The following is a 17,832-nucleotide window of genomic DNA, read 5'->3' on the forward strand; positions in this document are numbered from 1 at the left end:
TGTAGACAAATTCGAAGTTTGCCTTCAGTCTTTTCTTGAATAATAGATCCAGTTGAATACAGAAATCCGCTCCCTTTCCGCAGATCCTACCAAGCCGCCTCGGCAGGAGTGTAAAAAACATAATAACCCACATTACATCCAAAAAATCCCTTCTCGTAATTGAAAAGGTTTTTTTGGATGTAATGTGGTGCTAACATGGGTGGTTTGTTTTAGCCAAAGGATTCAGCCAGTTTGTAATTACTAATACAGCGATTAAATTAATGGTGTTCGATGGGAAATAAAGCTAGTAAGGTCATCTAGCAATAAAAAGATTGATGAATTTCAGCTAGACAACAAGAATAGATTTAATCCGTCTTTTTGTAGGATTCTCTATAAGACAAAATACCAGTTTTGAGTGCAGCATAATTGCCTATGCTTGCATAGCCATAAAACCAGCCCATGAAAATTCCTGAAACCAAGTGATGACGATGACTGATGAAAATGGAAATGAACAAGCCAAGACCCAAAGCGATGGTAGGGACGAATTTTGGATGAATATGAAACATGACCTTAATAAGTTGAGTAAGAATCATGATGGTAGGAATGGCTATCACTGCATCCCAGAAGTTTGTATGGACGGTTGGGTAGTCCATGATTTCACCACCTTGAAATGAAGTTTTTAAAAATAGTTTTTGTTTTTCATCAAGGTTTTATACAAAAATAAATAATTACAAATTTAAAATTAACGAACAAGTTTTGAAGATTTTCAGTGTTCAATAGGAAAAGCCGTCAATCCATTTAATTAAATGGATTGACGGCTTTTCCTGTTTGGTAGGGAAATGGATAAATAATACTCGAAGCAGGCCACTCTAGGTAAGAAATCTATAATAAAAACAATTAGCCAAACATCAGAACCTTTTGTATGGGACTTGCTGTAACCTTTTTCATAGATGAGAATACGATAAGAATGAAGATGAACAGTGAAAAATAAAGTAAAACCATTGATGGGAGGTTCTAATGAGCAAGGAAACATTTATTAAGGAAATTGCTCCCTATGCCCAGAAAATTCAACAGGAATTTAAAATATTACCTTCTGTTGTCATTGCACAAGCTTGTTTGGAGAGTGGATATGGGACAAGTTTATTAGCAAGCAAAGGAAAAAATATATTCGGTACAAAAGGTGACTTCAAGGGTGAGTCTGTCATCATTCAGACAATGGAATATGTCAATGGCGTACCCGTTCAAGTATGGAACAAATTCAGAAAATACCCATCTTGGGAAGAAAGTCTTAGAGATCTTGCCAATTTATATGTAAAGGGGACTTCATGGAATAGAAGTCTTTATACGGCTGTCATTGGAGAAAAAGATTACAGAAAAGCACTCAAAGCAATTTTCGATGCTGGGTACGCCTCGGATCCCAACTATATTGAAAAACTGGTGAACCTTATCGAAACAAGCGATTTAACAAAATATGATGCAAGTATAGAAGAGGTTTATCATATTGTCCAAAAAGGGGATACCGTCTCTGCGCTTGCAAAAGCATACGGTTCTACACAAGTGCAGATTCAACAGTGGAACGGCTTGGTAGATCTTAACCTAATTAAAGTGAACCAAAGATTACGAGTGAAGTGAATTTTAACTGGGAGCGGTAGTTAAAGCTCTCTTTTTTATTGTAATCAGATTGTTACCAAAGTACATATTAGGCGATCATATACTTCCGTTCGTAATTAAGGACGTTTAAATTCCCATGAAAACTTGATTCTATTAAAATTCCATATGCATATTGAGAGAATTCGGGACATAGATTAAACAAACAAAAAAAGCGCGGTTAGCGCTTTTAGTGTATTTGTCTATATAAGCCTATTACTTTTCCAAGTATCGAAACATCTCGTAAAATAATTGGTTCCATATTCGAGTTCTCAGGCTGAAGCCTTATGTAATCCGGTTCCTTAAAGAATCGTTTTACAGTGGCTTCATCATCTTCCGTCATGGCCACGACGATATCTCCATTATTGGCATTGCTTTGTTGTTTCACGATGACATAATCCCCATCATGAATTCCTGCTTCGATCATACTTTCACCCATGATTTCCAGCATGAATACATGGTCATCATGTGGAACCATGCTTTCGGGAAGCGGAAAGTATTCTTCTATGTTCTCAATGGCCGTTATCGGCATTCCCGCTGTTACTTTTCCAAGTAACGGCACGTTCACGACATTGACTTTGGGAATATTGTTCGCTTCCTCCAAATTCATTATTTCAATGGCCCTTGGCTTGGTTGGGTCACGTCTAATCAGGCCTTTGCTTTCCAGGCGTGATAAATGCCCGTGTACTGTTGAACTTGAAGCAAGTCCCACTGCTTCACCAATCTCCCGTACGGAAGGTGGATACCCTTTTTGGCGGACCTCTTCTTTAATGAAATCAAGAATATCTTGCTGCCTTTTTGATAGTTTAGTCATATGTGCACCTCTTCCCCAATGTTCTTTGCTACATTATAGCATGGCCCCCAATTCTATACAAACATAAGTTCGAATTTTGTTGTTGACTGAAACAAACGTTCGTATTATAATTTGACCATAACATACGAACGAACATTCGCTTTGGAGGGATATTTATGAAAAATTTATACAAAAATTATATTTATACGATTCTATTAGCGGGATCAGTATTCATCTTTTCAATTTTATTCTCTTGTACATTGAACAATGATCCAAAAAAGGATTTCCTTTCTATAGAAGTAAGTGAAGGTGATACCCTATGGGGAATCGCTGAAGAATATGAAGAAGCAAATTTGACAAAAAAAGAATTCATTGGTTGGATAGAAGAGCATAATGGTGTCAGGGCGGATACAATTAAACCTGGTCAAGTCATCGTCATACCGGTTAAAGGGGAAGAACTTGTCCAGAATTTGGCCAGTGAGCAGTAAGCAGTGAAGGTAGGGTATTATGAAGGCGGTAATCTATTGTAGGGTCAGCACAGAAAAAGAGTCACAGGAAACATCATTGGCAAGGCAGGAAGATGAGTTAGTCAAATTGGCAGAAAAGATGGATGTTGAAGTTATATCCATAATAAAAGAGCAGGCAAGTGGTTATGAGTTGAATCGGGATGGCATTTTTGACATGCTCGAACTATTTAAAACTAAAGAAGCCGAAGTACTATTAATCCAGGATGAAACAAGGCTGGGAAGAGGGAATGCCAAAATAGCCCTTTTCCATGTCATCCTTAAAGAAAATGTTAAAATTTATACACTCTCACATGACGGGGAGCTTGAGTTATCGGATTCGGATGCCATGGTCATCCAGATAGTCGGTATTGTAGAAGAATACCAAAGGAAACTACATAATCTTAAAATAAAGCGCGGGATGATAAGAGCCGTTGAAAAAGGATACCGTCCTCAAAAAAACCTTCAGAATCAAAGGAATTCCACTGGAAGGGACCGTATGGAAATCCCTATTGAAGAAATTATTAAACTTCGGGCCAATGGATTGACATTCGCAGAAATCGCAGCCACTTTAAGGGGCTTTGGATACAATGTTTCAAAGGCTACTGTGAACAGGCGTTTTCTCGAACATCAACTGAATACAAATGAAAGTAAATCTTAGAACTTGTAATTTCGCTTTTTTTTTAATACCATGACAATATCCGGAGATTATGAAGGAGCGAAATTATGTTATCAAAAGAAAAAATAGCCCGTATTAATGAACTTTCTAAAAAGGCAAAGGCTGAAGGTTTGACGGAAGTTGAGGCGAAAGAGCAAACCCAATTGAGAAGTGAGTATTTGGAAACATTCAGAAAGTCCATGTCCGATACGTTGGAGCATGTGAAGGTCGTTGATCCAGAAGGTAATGACGTCACTCCTCAAAAGATAAAAAATATAAAAGAAAAAAGAAACTTACATTAATGCTTGGATCCTTCTGATAAAACATTCCGCTTGAGTATCCTGTTAGCATTTAGGAGTAAAAAGGGAGTGCATGCATGTATGTATTCTCCTATTTAGTTTAATCTAAATAGGGGACTTCTGTTATTATAGAAAATTGTAATATTGAGGCAGTAAATAGTGATTTTAGTTGTGATATTATGCTTGTCACTATAATATAAAGAGGTACATTACAGGAAGGGATGTTTTTACAATATGTTAGATAAATTAGATGCACTTTCTATCAATACGATTCGTACATTATCAATTGATGCAATTGAAAAGGCTAATTCCGGCCATCCAGGTATGCCAATGGGTGCTGCGCCGATGGCGTATAAACTATGGACCGAATATATGAACCATAACCCGAAAAATCCCGATTGGTTTAATAGAGATCGCTTTGTTCTTTCAGCTGGACATGGTTCTATGCTGTTATACAGCCTTCTTCATTTATCGGGCTATGGCTTATCTATCGATGATTTGAAAAGCTTCCGTCAATGGGGCAGTAAAACTCCAGGACATCCTGAATACGGTCATACGGCTGGTGTTGATGCAACAACCGGGCCGCTTGGACAAGGTATCGCAATGGCAGTAGGAATGGCAATGGCTGAACGTCACTTGGCAGAAAGCTATAACCGCGATTCTTATAATGTGGTCGATCACTATACATATGGCATTTGTGGAGATGGAGATTTAATGGAAGGTGTTTCTGCAGAAGCCGCTTCATTAGCTGGACATCTACAACTCGGAAGACTCGTTGTTTTATATGATTCTAATGATATTTCTCTTGACGGCGACTTAAGCCAATCATTTAGTGAAAGCGTAGCAGACCGGTTCAAATCTTATGGATGGCAATATATCCGCGTTGAGGATGGGAATGATCTTCAGGAAATTGCTAAAGCGATTGAAGAAGCGAAAACCGACGATGCACGCCCAACATTAATCGAAGTGAAAACGGTTATTGGTTACGGTTCACCAAACCGTTCAGGTAAATCTGCTGTTCACGGCGCTCCGCTTGGTGCAGATGAGCTGAAATTGACAAAAGAAGCATATAAATGGACATTTGAAGAGGACTTCCATGTTCCGGAAGAAGTGTATTCACACTTTAATGAATCTGTTGTTAATGCAGGCGCTCAAAAAGAAGAAGCTTGGAATGAATTGTTCAAAAATTACAAAGAAGCACATCCTGAGTTAGCACAGCAATTGGAGTTGGCCATCAAAGGTGAACTGCCTGCTGATTGGGATCAGGAAATTCCCGTCTATGAAGAAGGTAAAACATTAGCTTCCCGTGCTTCAAGTGGGGAAGTGCTAAATGCTATTGCCAAAAGGGTCCCTAGCTTCATTGGGGGTTCTGCGGATTTAGCCGGATCTAATAATACTGCCATCAAAGGTGAGACTGATCTATTACCTGGTAATTACAGTGGCCGTAATATATGGTTCGGTGTACGTGAATTCGCTATGGGTGCGGCTTTAAATGGAATGGCACTTCATGGTGGATTAAAAGTATACGGAGGAACATTCTTCGTATTCTCTGATTATCTACGTCCTGCCATAAGAATGGCAGCACTAATGGGACTGCCTGTAAACTATGTATTCACTCATGACAGCATTGCTGTAGGAGAAGACGGACCGACTCATGAGCCAATCGAACAATTGGCATCATTGCGTGCAATGCCTAACCTAGGGGTAATCCGTCCAGCTGATGGCAATGAAACGGCAGCAGCCTGGAAAGTGGCTATGGAGTCTACAAATAAACCAACTGCCCTTGTACTGACTCGTCAAGGATTGCCAACAATTAAAGATACTTCCGAAACTGCGTATGAAGGTGTTTCAAAAGGAGCTTACATCATCTCTGCTTCTAAGAAAGAAGTAGCCGATGCATTACTTCTTGCGACTGGTTCCGAAGTGAACTTGGCTGTGGAAGCACAGAAAGCTTTGGCGAACGAAGGAATTGATGTTTCTGTTATCAGCATGCCATCATGGGATCGATTTGAAACTCAATCTAAAGAATATAAACAAAGCGTAATCAATCCGGCAGTGAAAAAACGTCTAGCTATCGAAGTGGCTTCACCGTTTGGTTGGGATCGTTATGCAGGTGATGAGGGTGAAATATTGGCCATCAATCATTTTGGAGCTTCTGCACCAGGCGGAAAGATCATGGAGGAATTCGGTTTTACTGTAGAAAATGTAGTTGCTCGTGTTAAGGAAATGCTTAACTAATAGTAATGGAGAACTGACACCAACTAGTTTGGTGTCAGTTTTTTTATCAAAAACAATCCTGATTTATATTGTGTGCTTCTATTCTAAGGGAAATCTTCCATTCGACAAAAAAAGAAGAAAATTTCTCCAGCAAACAACATATCTTTTTAGTTTGTCAATATATAATGAGAATAAATAAATTTCGTTTAAATGTGTCAGTTAAAGGGGAAAGTTATTAATAGTGGAAAATAGTGGAGAATGTCCTGGTGGTTAGTTATTTTCGTGACCAAAATAGGAAAGCTAGGAGGCATTGGCTGATGAGAACCTATCAAATTTATTTAATCGAAGATGAATTTGCCCATCATTATTATGGAAGAGAAAGGCTATTTTTCAATTTGTTTTTGGAGTATATTCAAGCAAAGGGCAGACTGAAGAGTATTTTGCAAAAACAAATCGAATATGTCACCAAAACAGTCCCGATTATCCAGTTGCAGTTAGCCATTGAACAACGTTTGCAAAAAAAGATGAATTATTGGACTCAAAATGGAAAATACTATTTAGAAAAAACAAACGGATCAAGTAAGGCCGTTTTAATCATTCAGCATGATTCCATTATTCTAAAAGCTGAAGGAGACTATGAAGCGGAGACGGCTTTCTTTGAAAGTATTCGAAAATATGAAGCGAGCTTTCTGGCCATTGATTTTGAACATGAAAAATACGGTTGGTTAAAACCGATAAAAGAAAGAAAATTTGTCTAAATGGGGGACTTTTCAGTAGCGGGTATTGTATAATAACCTTTGGTCTAGTACACTGATGTTAGACAACACGAAGGAGGAAATAGTATGTGGGTTTACATTCTAGTTGGCGTACTGGCATTGATTGCTGGAGTAGTGCTGGGATTTTTCATCGCTCGTAAATACATGATGGATTACTTAAAGAAAAATCCGCCAATTAACGAACAGATGCTGAAAATGATGATGATGCAAATGGGTATGAAACCATCCCAAAAGAAAATTAATCAAATGATGAGCGCCATGAATAAACAACAAACAAAATAAGATAGCAATTATAAGATAAGCAAATCATAACTACCGTGAAGAGTGAATCTTTCATCATAAATTTTTCTTGTTTTTGCTTTATCTTTCGTTACTAATCCGAAACTTCTTTCTCTGGTGGAAACTAAATCAGAGAGAGGGGTTTTTTGTGTTGTAAGGAGATAAGCAAGAGGGCAATCATGGGTTTGAAAGGTTTCATATAGTGGGAATCTAGTTCATGTGACTTTCAAACTACTACACAGGATTCATCAAATTCAGAAACTTACTATAATTCATGTATCGTTTCTGAATTTGAATGCCTGGCCATTCAATTTTCTATATAATACTTACGGTTTTAACACCACTTTAATGCATCCGTCTGTCCTTGTATCGAATACTTGGTAACCATATTTAGCTTGATCCAATGGTAGTACGTGGGTTACGACATCGCCAGGATCAACTTTTCCTTCAGATATTAGATTATAGAGATATGGCATATAATGGATAACGGGAGCTTGTCCGGTCTTGATATCCACGTTTCTTTGAAATATATCTCCTGGCGGAAAGCCATTATAACGCCCTCCGTAAGCACCAGTTATTTGAATGGTTCTGCTTTACGGACCGCTTGTGAGGAGATTACAATACCACCCATTGCACCGCCATGAAGCTTAAGCCCCGTTGCAAGATATTCCATGGGAGCCATTTTACCACTCATGCCTGAACAGTCAATTACAATATCGGCTCCGCCTTTAGTTATGTCTTTGAGATAAACCCCTACGTTTTCATATTGTTCGAAATTTACGATTTCGACTTTATTTGTCCTTTTTGCATGTTCCAGACGATAGTTGAGATGATCGACGGCAATGACCCTTTTCGCTCCTTTGAACCAAGCGAATTTTTGTACGAGTAATCCAACGGGACCGCAGCCTAAGACGATTACAGTATCACCTGGTTTTACTCCTGCATGATCAACGCTCCAAAATGCGGTTGAAGCTGCATCGGCGAGTAATATCAATTTTTCATCTTCAATCTCACAGTCTTCTGGAATCTTAAAAGGAGTGAAATTCCCATAAGGGACCCGCATATATTCTGCTTGTCCTCCAGCATAACCGCCAGTTGTTTCTGAATATCCAAAAAAAGCCGCCCATTTCTCCATGTGACTACATGTTGTTTTCCAAATGGTTTTAACCTTCTAAAAAAATGAAAAGGAATGAATAAGAGCTTTTGAACAACGAAAGATAAGTAAGTGATTGTTACTGAAAGGAGAGATACTTCTTGTGGAAAAGTTGGGACTGCATGAAACGTTAGAAGTGCATGAAATATTGAACTTCAAAAGCCTTTGTCTATCAAAAGCTTCTACAATGAATGGGTTAGTCCAAGACACGGAATTAAAAAACATTCTTTTACAAGACATGAGCAGCGGAAGAGAGCATATTAAAAAATTACAGGAAATCCTGGTAAACCAAGGCGAGGGAAGACAATGACTAACTTTTTGCAAAATATGGCGGGGATGGGTGGTATGACCGATCAGGTTATTGCTACTGACTTTCTGAATTCTGCCAAATCAGGAATAAGAAATACGGCTTTCGCCATAACAGAAACAGCTTCCCCTGAATTGAGGGCTGCATTACGGGAACAGCTGAGGTATGCTGTAGAAACACATGGGCTAATAAGTGATTACATGGTTTCAAAAGGTTATTATCATCCTCAGGATATAATTGAGCAATCGAAAGTGAATCTAAAAGCGGCTAGTACGGCTTTGAATCTTTCTCAACGATGATATTATCGGTTTGTAAAATTAGCTGAATGAAATTCCCTCAATCCTTTGTGTATAGGAGGGAATTTCATAGCAATCATAAAGTAATCAACAAAGTTGAGAACTCTGTTGAGTTTTTTGAGTTGACTTTACCAACTGTAAACATTAAAATTACAGTAATCTCCTTGAGGAGGATGCGAAAAGTGAATAGTGATTTTACAATAGCTGTGCATAGTTTGGTCTATTTAGCTTATCTACCAGATCATATGGCAAGCAGTGAGTCTATCGCAGAAAACGTTTGTACAAACTCGGCAAGGATTCGGAAAATGATGAGCTGCTTAAGAAAAAAGGGATTTGTTAAAACGAAAGAAGGTGTGGGCGGAGGTTATATTCTAGACTGTAATCCTGAAGAGGTAAGTTTGGCAGATATTTATATAACGGTCTCACATGGAACCTTGAAACCGAAATGGTGTACAGGCGATCCGGAGAAAAAATGTGTCATATCCTCCAATACTCAGGTAGTCATGGATCAAATATTCGATGAAGCAGAATTGTATTTTGAAAAATATTTGGAAGATATAACTCTCAGCACTTTTTTGGAAAAAATTAAACAATGTCCGTGATATTGATTTAGTTTTTTCTTTGCACAAAATGTATATTTTATTAATACAGTTAATAACTATAGTTTTAATATTAAATGAATATAAAAGGGGTGTTAAGGAAATGGTTGAAAACAATCTGTTCAAAAATGGGGATTGGGTACAAGGAAAATCAAGAGATGGAGAACTTATCCATGGTTTCGTTGAAAACGTGGGCGATAATCGTGAAATTGTTAAAGTGAATGTGGTGGAAAGTGACAATGAAAAAGCGGTTGGGAAATCTATTTGGATTCCAAGTAGATGGACTGAAAAGCTGCCGGATCTAGAAATCAGTAACGAAACACATCTTTTGGCCTTAATTGATTTGGCTTTACTTTCTAAAGATGAAACATGGTTCATGGAGTTATCCGGTAAATTGGAATCCATCAAAATCCATCCGAAAATAAATGCCAGGAAATCAGAGGCTTTTATCCCGGGAAATAGAATCGCAAAACTTGATTTTAAATAGATGGTGAGTAAAGACCATAAATATTTCGGATAATACAAGGAGGAAATGATCATGACAATAGAACATGTTACAGATGATAATTTTGCTAGTGAAATCAAGGAAGGTTTAGTATTGGTTGATTTTTGGGCACCGTGGTGCGGTCCGTGCAAAATGATTGCCCCAGTTCTTAATGAAATCGATGAGGAAATGGGTGATCAGGTTAAAATCGTAAAACTTAATGTGGATGAAAATTCAAATACGACAAGCGAATATGGAGTGATGGGAATTCCAGCACTTATTCTATTCAAAGATGGAGAAAAGGTAGATCAAGCTATTGGCTTCCAGCCAAAAGAAGCCATTTCGGCATTAATCGTAAAGTATGCATGATATTTAAATTAGTTTGCGGATTTGATTTATTATACAAACCAGTGGGTTACAAAATGGAGGATTACTAAATGAATTCTAAATATACACCATTATTTGAATCGTTCAATTTAGGAAAGGGAATGGAATTGAAAAATCGATTGGTGATGGCACCTATGACAAATTTCTCTTCTAATTCTGACGGTACCGTTACCGACGCAGAAGTTAATTATTATGAACGCCGGTCAAGCGGTGTAGGCATGGTTATAACGGCTTGTACTTACGTGTCGGCTAATGGAAAAGGTTTTCATGGGGAATTTGGCGGAGATAAGGATGAATTGATACCTAGTCTAAATCGATTGGCATCAGCGATTAAAGCGAAAGGGGCAAAGGCAATTCTCCAGATTTTTCATGGCGGCCGAGAGGTTCCACCGGAATTAGTAGATGGTGATGTAGTCAGCGCAAGCAATATCCCGTCGGAAGGCGAAGGGAAAGCAGTTCCGCGTCCACTTTCTGAAAAGGAAATAGAATCGATCATTCTCGACTTTGGTGAAACCACCCGACGTGCCATTGAAGCGGGATTTGACGGTGTAGAAATTCACGGTGCTAATGGGTACTTGCTTCAGCAATTCTTTTCTCCTCATTCAAACCGTCGTGAAGACAAGTGGGGCGGTTCCCTTGAAAAGCGCCTGACTTTTCCATTATCGGTTGTGGATGAAGTGAAAAAGGCTGTTGCTGAACATGCAAAGGATCCCTTCATCGTAGGATATCGTTTTTCACCGGAGGAGCCGGAAACTCCAGGAATAACCATGGATGATACACTTGCATTGATTGATGGACTTGTAACAAAGGATTTGGATTATCTTCATGTTTCATTAATGGAATTCTGGTCGAAAGCAAGACGGGGAGCCGACGTTGACCGACCTCGGATAGAAATTATAAAAGAACGTATCGGAGATCAAGTTCCCGTCATTGGAGTTGGTTCCATCTATACAGCGGATGATGCGATTAAAGCACTGCAATCCGGGATTCCATTAATCGCATTAGGCCGTGAAATCATAATCGATCCTGAATGGGTACAAAAAGTGGAGCAAGGCAGGGAAGCAGAAATCGTGACAAAAATAAACAAAGATAATCAGCTGCAACTAGATATTCCAGATCCATTATGGCAAGCGATCATCCACTCTCCAGGATGGTTCCCAGGGGTAGAATAAAGTAAAAAATGCATTCTGGTTTTCAATAACCCCTGATAAGGATAAAAGTGTTCCTTATCAGGGGTTTTTATGTTTATGGAGATACCACTTATAGGAGTGAGAATCTATTAAGTGAATTTCAAATTGAATCCTTAAACTGAGTATTCTATTTCTTAGCTGTTTCGGAAAATAAAACAGGGGAAAGATTTAGAATTTTCATTGACTAGAAATTAAGTCTCATCGGAAGATGCATTCGGAAATTTTGGTGAGGAAAGGGGCTTTCTTTACGGAACACTTGAAAAAGGTTAGGAAGGACGTTAGGTAACACCAGAAGAGCAACCATTAATTAATGGTTGCTCTTCTGGTGTTACATTCTTTTTAACAGAATAGCTAATATCAAAGATATTTGCAGAGAAATGATAAGTAAAAGAGACAATATAAAATGTTCATCTAAAGAAGCATCATAGCTAAAGATAAAAAATAAAATCACTGATATTATTAGAATGCAAATGAAATTAATAATGACTTGCCTCATGGGGCCCCCATTCTAACAACAGATTAATAACACCCGGAGATAAAAGAACATGAGGTTATGATCATTCTCATTATTACTGTACTCTATTTTTCCTGATTATGAGTCTTGGTTTTTAGACATGATATTTCAAATTAGGAACAATTGTTTGCAGGAACATAAAGAATAGGATTCGAATTTAATGGCATTATTCCAACTCATTTGTAAAAATTACTGTACAGCAGTGATTTCACAGGTAGTTTGCATTTCAATATTGAAACCATCTTATTTAAATATGGGACAACCTATGTTCCTATTTCCTCAACACAATAATCGAAGTATCCATTACTCGATTTTTAAGCTTTAATAACCAAAATGAAAATTTCTGAGCAATGGGGAAAAAGAAAAAACACGGAGTGGATTAAACCCACTCCGTGTTATCCGTAATGTAGGGATTTAGCAAACCCACCGATTTCCTTAAAATAGAAAGGAATCAAGTGAGTATGGGCCAGCTCCCGTTAACGCTATGCCAATCGCCACTGCAAGGATGGCAAGATTATATTCATAACCGTTTTGAGTTGCCCAATAGCCATTTGCTCCATGGACTTTAACGATCGCAACGAGCATTGTAAGTGCAATCAATATACCTGCAAAGGGTGTAAAGAGACCTAATGCAAACAAAGCTCCGCCAATAAGCTCTGATAGACCAGCAAATAGGGCCATGGTAACTCCTGGCTTCATGCCAATCGAATCAAACCAGCCTCCTGTACCTTTCAAGCCATGACCGCCAAACCAACCAAATAATTTTTGTGCCCCATGACCTACAAACGATAAACCGATAACTACACGTATAACTAATAAGCCTATACCAATCATTTATGATTCCTCCTGGAATTTAATTTGAATTTAGATATCTTTAATTCGAGATTTGTGATTTTAAAAAAATGTTATCTCGAATTAATTTATCTTTAATTAAAGATAATCTTATTCTAGTGATTTGTCAAACATAATTTAATCTCTTATGGCTTATTTCAACAGGAGGGTTTTTGGAAAACAGATGAACTTAGCCTGGAGCAAAACAATAAGTCAGAACCGTAACACATTCCTTTTTCCTACTGTAGGTTAGCTTCAGTTTGAATTTCATAGTCGCAATAAAGGTCTTCAAACGGATACCCTACTGCTATATCTATCTTACTCGTAAATTTCACACTTTTACTCGTGAGGTTTGCTCATTTACTCGAGAATTTTGCTGATTTACTCGTGAGTTTGGCTCGTTTACTCGTGAATTACACTTTACTCATGCGTTTTACGCAATTACTCGTGAATTTTGCTGATTTACTCGTGAAATATGCTGATTTACTCGTAAGTTTTATACTTTTACTCGTGAATTACGCGCAATTACTCGTAAATTACTCAATTTTCCTCATGATTAGTATATGAAATTCAATTTCAATTTTATTTAATTTAGGAATCGTTTAGGAACAGGCCGCTCATTTAAATAATGAACATTTGCAAAATGATTGGTGTACCTTTTATTGGGATATCAATCGTATTCAATTTAAGTTTTCCTTTTTCAACGGTGTAATTATCGGGGGGCTGCAATACACCATTTATGAATAAATTCATATAGGATACATTTGATGGATCAAGTATTGTCTATGTCAGCTATTCCGTCTTTTTCTTCATAAATCCGTTGGCACCCATTTGCAATAGCATAAAATTCATAAGAAATGATTCTTTTTGGGATCCTCGTGCGAACTTCGTTGGGAGAGCACTTAGGGAAAAACAACAAAGGTCTCGGGATAGCTGTTTCTTCTTTAATGAAACGGAAATATTTACTGTGCATTTCTAAAACTCTCCCCTTTTCTTATCTCCTTATACATTTTATCTAAAGTACAGTTTATCGTGAGGACCATTTTTGGAAATTGTCTATTCAATTCCTTTTGCAAAAGTCATAGCATGGAGAAAAGAGAGGTGAATTTTTTGCCGTTAAAAATAATGAAATTAGCGATAGCGGCTACCTCGGTGATCAATGTGAATCCATTGGTCACCCGATTATTTTATGAGGTGCCGTGCCTGCCGCATCGACTGGTCCAACCACGCTTTCAATTGATCCAGCAAGCTTTTTCTCGGATACTGGTGACCCTGCGACTGTACTGCCTGTATTAAGTACTGAAAACAGTTCATATGAGGTGTTTATTAATGGGGTGCTGCAAATGGAGGATTTAACAACATACACACCAGGTGCCACTGGGGTAGGAAGTCTTGTGATCACTGTTCCGACGGTTCTTCCATCTTAGCTGGATCTCCTATCGTTCTTGTTGTGACAAACTATGCACCGACATCCGATGTTGATATTGCTACATGATTTTTAAGCATTATTTTAAATGAAAAAACAGGAAAACAGGCAGCGCCCATAGTGCTTGCCTGTTTTTTAATATAGCAAATGTCATGCCTATGTATTCAAATTGTGAAAGAATGAAAAAGGGGAGATTGACAGCAAAATAAATCATATAATAATATATGTGGTTATCAATGGGAGAGGTACTGGGTTAAAAATTTGTACCTGTTTTATAAAAAAGTTCATTATATTTATTTAATAATTGATCAAGTTGCTGGCTGTATTCAACGGCAACATTTGAGTTCAAACCATCTTTAGCGACAATCTTGATAAGTTCATTTCTCTTCAATTCAATCTGTTCGAGAAATTCATTCTTTTTAGCCATTATATTTCCTTTCTGGCCCAACATTTTTTCATGGTACCATTAATTTATGTGTTCGTTGTAAAATCTGTATGAATATAACAATTATATCGGCTTGGACTAATGAATTCAAATAAGTTATCTTATTGAAAATTAAACCGTCGCCCCATTCTGTTTTTAGGCAATTGGCTGTCATGAAATATTCACAGTTCCATAAATGTATTTTTTTATCTTATTTGTTACAATGTTTATAGGTTGACATACATAGGAGTGAGCTTATTTGAATGATATTAATATGTTTTTAGCATTTGGGGCGGGATTCCTGAGTTTTATTTCGCCATGCTGCTTACCGTTATATCCGGCCTTTTTATCTTATATCACTGGTATGAGTGTTGGTGAAATCAAATCCGAGAACGCCATGCTCCAAAGAAGGAGCATGCTGCATACCTTATTCTTCCTGCTTGGGTTTTCTCTGGTTTTTATCGCAATAGGTTTTAGCACATCATACCTAGGTTCTTTTTTCTCGGATTACAAAGAATTAATTCGTCAGATTGGCGCCATCCTGATAATCATTTTTGGTTTATTCATTGTAGGAATCTTTCAGCCGAAATCTTTGATGAAAGACAGCCGCTTTGAATTCAAGAACCGACCTAGCGGATATATAGGTTCCATTCTTATCGGACTGGCCTTTGCCGCTGGATGGACCCCTTGTGCAGGTCCGCTATTAGGCGCTGTCATTTCACTGGGTGCAACAAATCCTAGTGCCGCCATGAGCTATATGACTGCCTATATTTTAGGATTTGCCATACCGTTTTTCATATTATCCTTCTTTGTCGGAAAATTGAAATGGATCAAAAAGTACAGCCAATACATCATGAAGATTGGCGGATATTTAATGATTGTAATGGGTGTGATTTTGTTTTTTGATTGGATGACCAAAATAATTGCAGTCCTGTCTAGACTATTCGGTGGCTTCACGGGTTTTTAGTCCATAATAAGTTATTTTTTCAATATTCTAGTTGATTGCCTGCTATTAGGTCTTATGGTATCAATTTCGTTTATTTTGGGTATAAGGTCATTCACTGAATTGTCGGTATATCAAAATTAAATCCTGACCTAAGAAATTAAAAAGGAATTTCATGCCGCAAAGGTTATAATAAGCTCTGCTATAGGTGGTCAGCAAAAATATGGTTATCGAAGGCTATAGTAAGCCAGGGTGCAAGATTTTTTTCTTCAAGCCTTTGGACGAAGGCGGGACATTGGAAGCATCAAAAGATAGCTTATTCAATAACACCTCCTTGTTTATCTCAAATAGGTAATATATACTTTGTTTATAAATTGAAGTCATATATAATTTTTAATGGTACTTACCTATTTTTAGTTTAAAGGGATGGTTAAGAGATGATATATATATCAACAGGTATAGCGATCGTGATGGCTATAGGTGTTTTCATATTACGGATGAAGGAAACGAAAAAACCAGTGAATGAAAAGAAAATCATCTTACCGCCGCTGTTTATGAGTACGGGTGCTTTAATGTTTATTTTCCCGATGTTCCGTTTGACTCGATACGAATTGCTGGAGGCTATTGTTGCAGGGATGTTATTTTCCATCTTATTGATTAAAACATCTAAATTTGAAGTAAGAGATGAAAAAATTTATATTCTGCGCTCTAAAGCTTTCATATTCATATTGATTGGTCTCATGGTGATTCGACTGGTGGCAAAACTGATGCTTGGAAGCACGATTGAAATCGGTGTATTGAGCGGAATGTTTTTCTTACTTGCTTTCGCGATGATCGTTCCATGGAGAATTGCCATGCTTTACCAATATAAAAAAATTAAAGCAGCCAGTTTCGGCAGAAGCAGTATGGTGTGATAATCAAAAAAACCTGAGTCGATATTCATGATGACTCGGGTTTTTCATTTGCCTGGAACTTTTCATGAGTAAAAAAAATAATCCAAAAACCTAGTAATTTCATCCGGATTATATTATATTAGTATTATTATTATTTTACTTAAGGAGGAAACGGTACATGTTACAAATGATTGTGTTCGGGATTATTTGTGGTTTATTGCTTGGATTTGTGCTTCAAAGAGGCCGTTTCTGTGTTGTTGGTGCATATCGTGATTTGATTTTAGCTAAAGATGGACGGATGTTTTTGGCTACATTTGTTGTTATAGCGATACAAAGTATTGGTGTTTATGCATTGAATGATACAGGGGTCATTCAGTTTGGAAATGATGGTTTTCCATGGTTGGGAACAATCGTGGGTGGCTTTATTTTTGGTATTGGTATGGTTCTGGCAGGAGGTTGCGCCACTGGAACATGGTATCGTGCCGGAGAGGGCATGATCGGAAGTTGGGTTGCCCTTTTTGGATATATGCTAGGGGCAGCAATGACGAAATATGGTATATGGAAAGTGGCTGGAGATAATCTATTATCATATCGTACAAATGATACGTATATTCATGAAACGTTAAATGTTTCGCCTTGGGTGCTTGTGATTATTGTGACACTCTTGGTTGGCATATTGGTGATTCGTGAATTGAGAAAGCCGAAACTGCCAATTTTTAAAATGAAGCCGAAAAAGACGGGATTGGCCCACATCTTATTCGAGAAACGTTGGCATCCTTTTGTTACAGCATTATTGGTTGGCCTGATTGCAATCATGGCATGGCCGCTAAGTGCAATGACAGGCCGAATGTTCGGACTGGGAATTACAGCGCCTTCCGCGAACATTTTAACTTTCCTTATAACCGGAGATGATGCGTTAATCGATTTGGGTACGTTTTTAGTATTGGGCATTTTCCTTGGTGCTTTCATTGCAGCCAAAGGGAGCGGGGAATTCCGTTGGCGTTTACCTGATATGAAAACGTTACGTAACAATGCAATTGGCGGTGTAACCATGGGATTCGGTGCAAGTGTTGCCGGAGGATGCACAATCGGAAATGGACTGGTGAACTCGGCGTTATTTGCTTGGCAAGGTTGGATCGCGATTGTCTTTTTCCTGCTGGGTACATGGGTAGCAACTTATTTCACGATTATCCGTAAGCAAAAGCAGACAGCTGCTGCATCCAAAGCGGCTTAA

22 protein-coding genes and 1 pseudogene are annotated in these 17,832 nt (G+C 37.9%); 17 read left to right on the forward strand and 6 right to left on the reverse strand.

Translation table 11 applies throughout. From position 1 onward, the window contains the following. Window positions 1-344: 344 nt before the first annotated feature. Window positions 345-632, reverse strand: a complete 288-nt coding sequence (locus ACIROD_RS16180; protein WP_101221642.1) for a hypothetical protein — start codon at window positions 630-632, stop codon at window positions 345-347. A gap of 364 nt (window positions 633-996) precedes the next feature. Between ACIROD_RS16180 and ACIROD_RS16185 the strand changes: the two genes are divergently transcribed. After that, entirely contained in the window at window positions 997-1,611 is a 615-nt protein-coding gene (locus tag ACIROD_RS16185) for a glucosaminidase domain-containing protein (RefSeq protein ID WP_157830958.1), read from the forward strand. Window positions 1,612-1,816: 205 nt separating this feature from the next. Here ACIROD_RS16185 and lexA read toward each other — a convergent pair whose 3' ends face one another. Next, a complete protein-coding gene (gene lexA, locus ACIROD_RS16190) occupies window positions 1,817-2,440 on the reverse strand; it encodes a transcriptional repressor LexA (RefSeq protein WP_101221643.1) in 624 nt (207 codons plus the stop codon). A 155-nt stretch (window positions 2,441-2,595) separates the two neighbouring features. Between lexA and yneA the strand changes: the two genes are divergently transcribed. The 6 genes from yneA to ACIROD_RS16220 all read left to right on the forward strand — a co-directional run bounded on the left by yneA (window position 2,596) and on the right by ACIROD_RS16220 (window position 7,154). Continuing rightward, complete coding sequence (yneA, locus tag ACIROD_RS16195) at window positions 2,596-2,907, forward strand: cell division suppressor protein YneA (protein WP_101221644.1); 312 nt, start codon at window positions 2,596-2,598, stop codon at window positions 2,905-2,907. A gap of 19 nt (window positions 2,908-2,926) precedes the next feature. Then, the gene (locus tag ACIROD_RS16200; protein ID WP_101221645.1) at window positions 2,927-3,583 is read left to right on the forward strand and encodes a YneB family resolvase-like protein; all 657 of its coding nucleotides are present in this window, start codon (window positions 2,927-2,929) and stop codon (window positions 3,581-3,583) included. 65 nt (window positions 3,584-3,648) lie between these two features. Continuing rightward, complete coding sequence (locus tag ACIROD_RS16205; protein ID WP_063592970.1) at window positions 3,649-3,882, forward strand: DUF896 domain-containing protein; 234 nt, start codon at window positions 3,649-3,651, stop codon at window positions 3,880-3,882. 231 nt (window positions 3,883-4,113) lie between these two features. Beyond that, the gene (tkt, locus tag ACIROD_RS16210) at window positions 4,114-6,117 is read left to right on the forward strand and encodes a transketolase (RefSeq protein ID WP_260357268.1); all 2,004 of its coding nucleotides are present in this window, start codon (window positions 4,114-4,116) and stop codon (window positions 6,115-6,117) included. A 296-nt stretch (window positions 6,118-6,413) separates the two neighbouring features. Beyond that, window positions 6,414-6,854 carry a sporulation inhibitor of replication protein SirA gene (gene sirA, locus ACIROD_RS16215; RefSeq protein ID WP_101221647.1) on the forward strand — a complete coding sequence of 147 codons (441 nt, stop codon included), beginning with the start codon at window positions 6,414-6,416 and terminating at the stop codon, window positions 6,852-6,854. Window positions 6,855-6,938: 84 nt separating this feature from the next. Next, the gene (locus tag ACIROD_RS16220) at window positions 6,939-7,154 is read left to right on the forward strand and encodes a YneF family protein (RefSeq protein ID WP_034312934.1); all 216 of its coding nucleotides are present in this window, start codon (window positions 6,939-6,941) and stop codon (window positions 7,152-7,154) included. 323 nt (window positions 7,155-7,477) lie between these two features. On the opposite strand, the pseudogene ACIROD_RS16225 reads toward ACIROD_RS16220, so the two are convergent. Then, window positions 7,478-8,287, reverse strand: a pseudogene (locus ACIROD_RS16225) (zinc-binding dehydrogenase); the annotation flags it as partial. 120 nt (window positions 8,288-8,407) lie between these two features. Between ACIROD_RS16225 and ACIROD_RS16230 the strand changes: the two are divergent. From ACIROD_RS16230 to ACIROD_RS16255, 6 genes are all read left to right on the forward strand, one after another. After that, complete coding sequence (locus tag ACIROD_RS16230) at window positions 8,408-8,614, forward strand: hypothetical protein (RefSeq protein WP_230176530.1); 207 nt, start codon at window positions 8,408-8,410, stop codon at window positions 8,612-8,614. Then, a complete protein-coding gene (locus ACIROD_RS16235) occupies window positions 8,611-8,910 on the forward strand; it encodes a spore coat protein (protein WP_402942112.1) in 300 nt (99 codons plus the stop codon). The genes ACIROD_RS16230 and ACIROD_RS16235 overlap by 4 nt, the downstream gene beginning before the upstream one ends. A 179-nt stretch (window positions 8,911-9,089) precedes the next feature. Next, window positions 9,090-9,509 (forward strand): RrF2 family transcriptional regulator, encoded by a 420-nt coding sequence (locus ACIROD_RS16240; RefSeq protein WP_101221650.1) that lies wholly within the window; start codon window positions 9,090-9,092, stop codon window positions 9,507-9,509. A 100-nt stretch (window positions 9,510-9,609) separates the two neighbouring features. After that, window positions 9,610-9,993, forward strand: a complete 384-nt coding sequence (locus tag ACIROD_RS16245) for an IDEAL domain-containing protein (protein WP_402942114.1) — start codon at window positions 9,610-9,612, stop codon at window positions 9,991-9,993. Window positions 9,994-10,044: 51 nt separating this feature from the next. Beyond that, a complete protein-coding gene (trxA, locus tag ACIROD_RS16250; protein WP_230176528.1) occupies window positions 10,045-10,359 on the forward strand; it encodes a thioredoxin in 315 nt (104 codons plus the stop codon). Between the two features lie 68 nt (window positions 10,360-10,427). Further along, window positions 10,428-11,549 (forward strand): NADH-dependent flavin oxidoreductase, encoded by a 1,122-nt coding sequence (locus ACIROD_RS16255; RefSeq protein ID WP_402942116.1) that lies wholly within the window; start codon window positions 10,428-10,430, stop codon window positions 11,547-11,549. Window positions 11,550-12,516: 967 nt separating this feature from the next. Here ACIROD_RS16255 and ACIROD_RS16260 read toward each other — a convergent pair. Next, complete coding sequence (locus tag ACIROD_RS16260; RefSeq protein ID WP_101221655.1) at window positions 12,517-12,915, reverse strand: DoxX family protein; 399 nt, start codon at window positions 12,913-12,915, stop codon at window positions 12,517-12,519. Window positions 12,916-13,533: 618 nt separating this feature from the next. Then, window positions 13,534-13,665, reverse strand: coding sequence for a DUF4183 domain-containing protein (locus tag ACIROD_RS16265; RefSeq protein ID WP_402942118.1), 132 nt, complete (start codon window positions 13,663-13,665; stop codon window positions 13,534-13,536). A gap of 446 nt (window positions 13,666-14,111) precedes the next feature. On the opposite strand from ACIROD_RS16265, the gene ACIROD_RS16270 reads away from it, so the two are divergent. Next, complete coding sequence (locus ACIROD_RS16270; RefSeq protein WP_402942120.1) at window positions 14,112-14,339, forward strand: DUF4183 domain-containing protein; 228 nt, start codon at window positions 14,112-14,114, stop codon at window positions 14,337-14,339. A gap of 252 nt (window positions 14,340-14,591) precedes the next feature. Here the strand turns inward: ACIROD_RS16270 and ACIROD_RS16275 are convergent, their stop codons facing one another. Next, window positions 14,592-14,765 carry an aspartyl-phosphate phosphatase Spo0E family protein gene (locus ACIROD_RS16275; RefSeq protein ID WP_101221656.1) on the reverse strand — a complete coding sequence of 58 codons (174 nt, stop codon included), beginning with the start codon at window positions 14,763-14,765 and terminating at the stop codon, window positions 14,592-14,594. Between the two features lie 256 nt (window positions 14,766-15,021). Here ACIROD_RS16275 and ACIROD_RS16280 point away from each other — a divergent pair, with 256 nt between their 5' ends. From ACIROD_RS16280 to ACIROD_RS16290, 3 genes are all read left to right on the forward strand, one after another. Beyond that, the gene (locus tag ACIROD_RS16280; protein WP_402840790.1) at window positions 15,022-15,729 is read left to right on the forward strand and encodes a cytochrome c biogenesis protein CcdA; all 708 of its coding nucleotides are present in this window, start codon (window positions 15,022-15,024) and stop codon (window positions 15,727-15,729) included. Window positions 15,730-16,142: 413 nt separating this feature from the next. Continuing rightward, entirely contained in the window at window positions 16,143-16,619 is a 477-nt protein-coding gene (locus tag ACIROD_RS16285; RefSeq protein WP_402942122.1) for a CcdC family protein, read from the forward strand. Between the two features lie 157 nt (window positions 16,620-16,776). Continuing rightward, window positions 16,777-17,832 carry a YeeE/YedE thiosulfate transporter family protein gene (locus ACIROD_RS16290; RefSeq protein WP_402942124.1) on the forward strand — a complete coding sequence of 352 codons (1,056 nt, stop codon included), beginning with the start codon at window positions 16,777-16,779 and terminating at the stop codon, window positions 17,830-17,832.

The organism is Peribacillus sp. NPDC101481 (genome assembly GCF_044767165.1).
Classification (GTDB): Bacteria; Bacillota; Bacilli; order Bacillales; family DSM-1321; genus Peribacillus.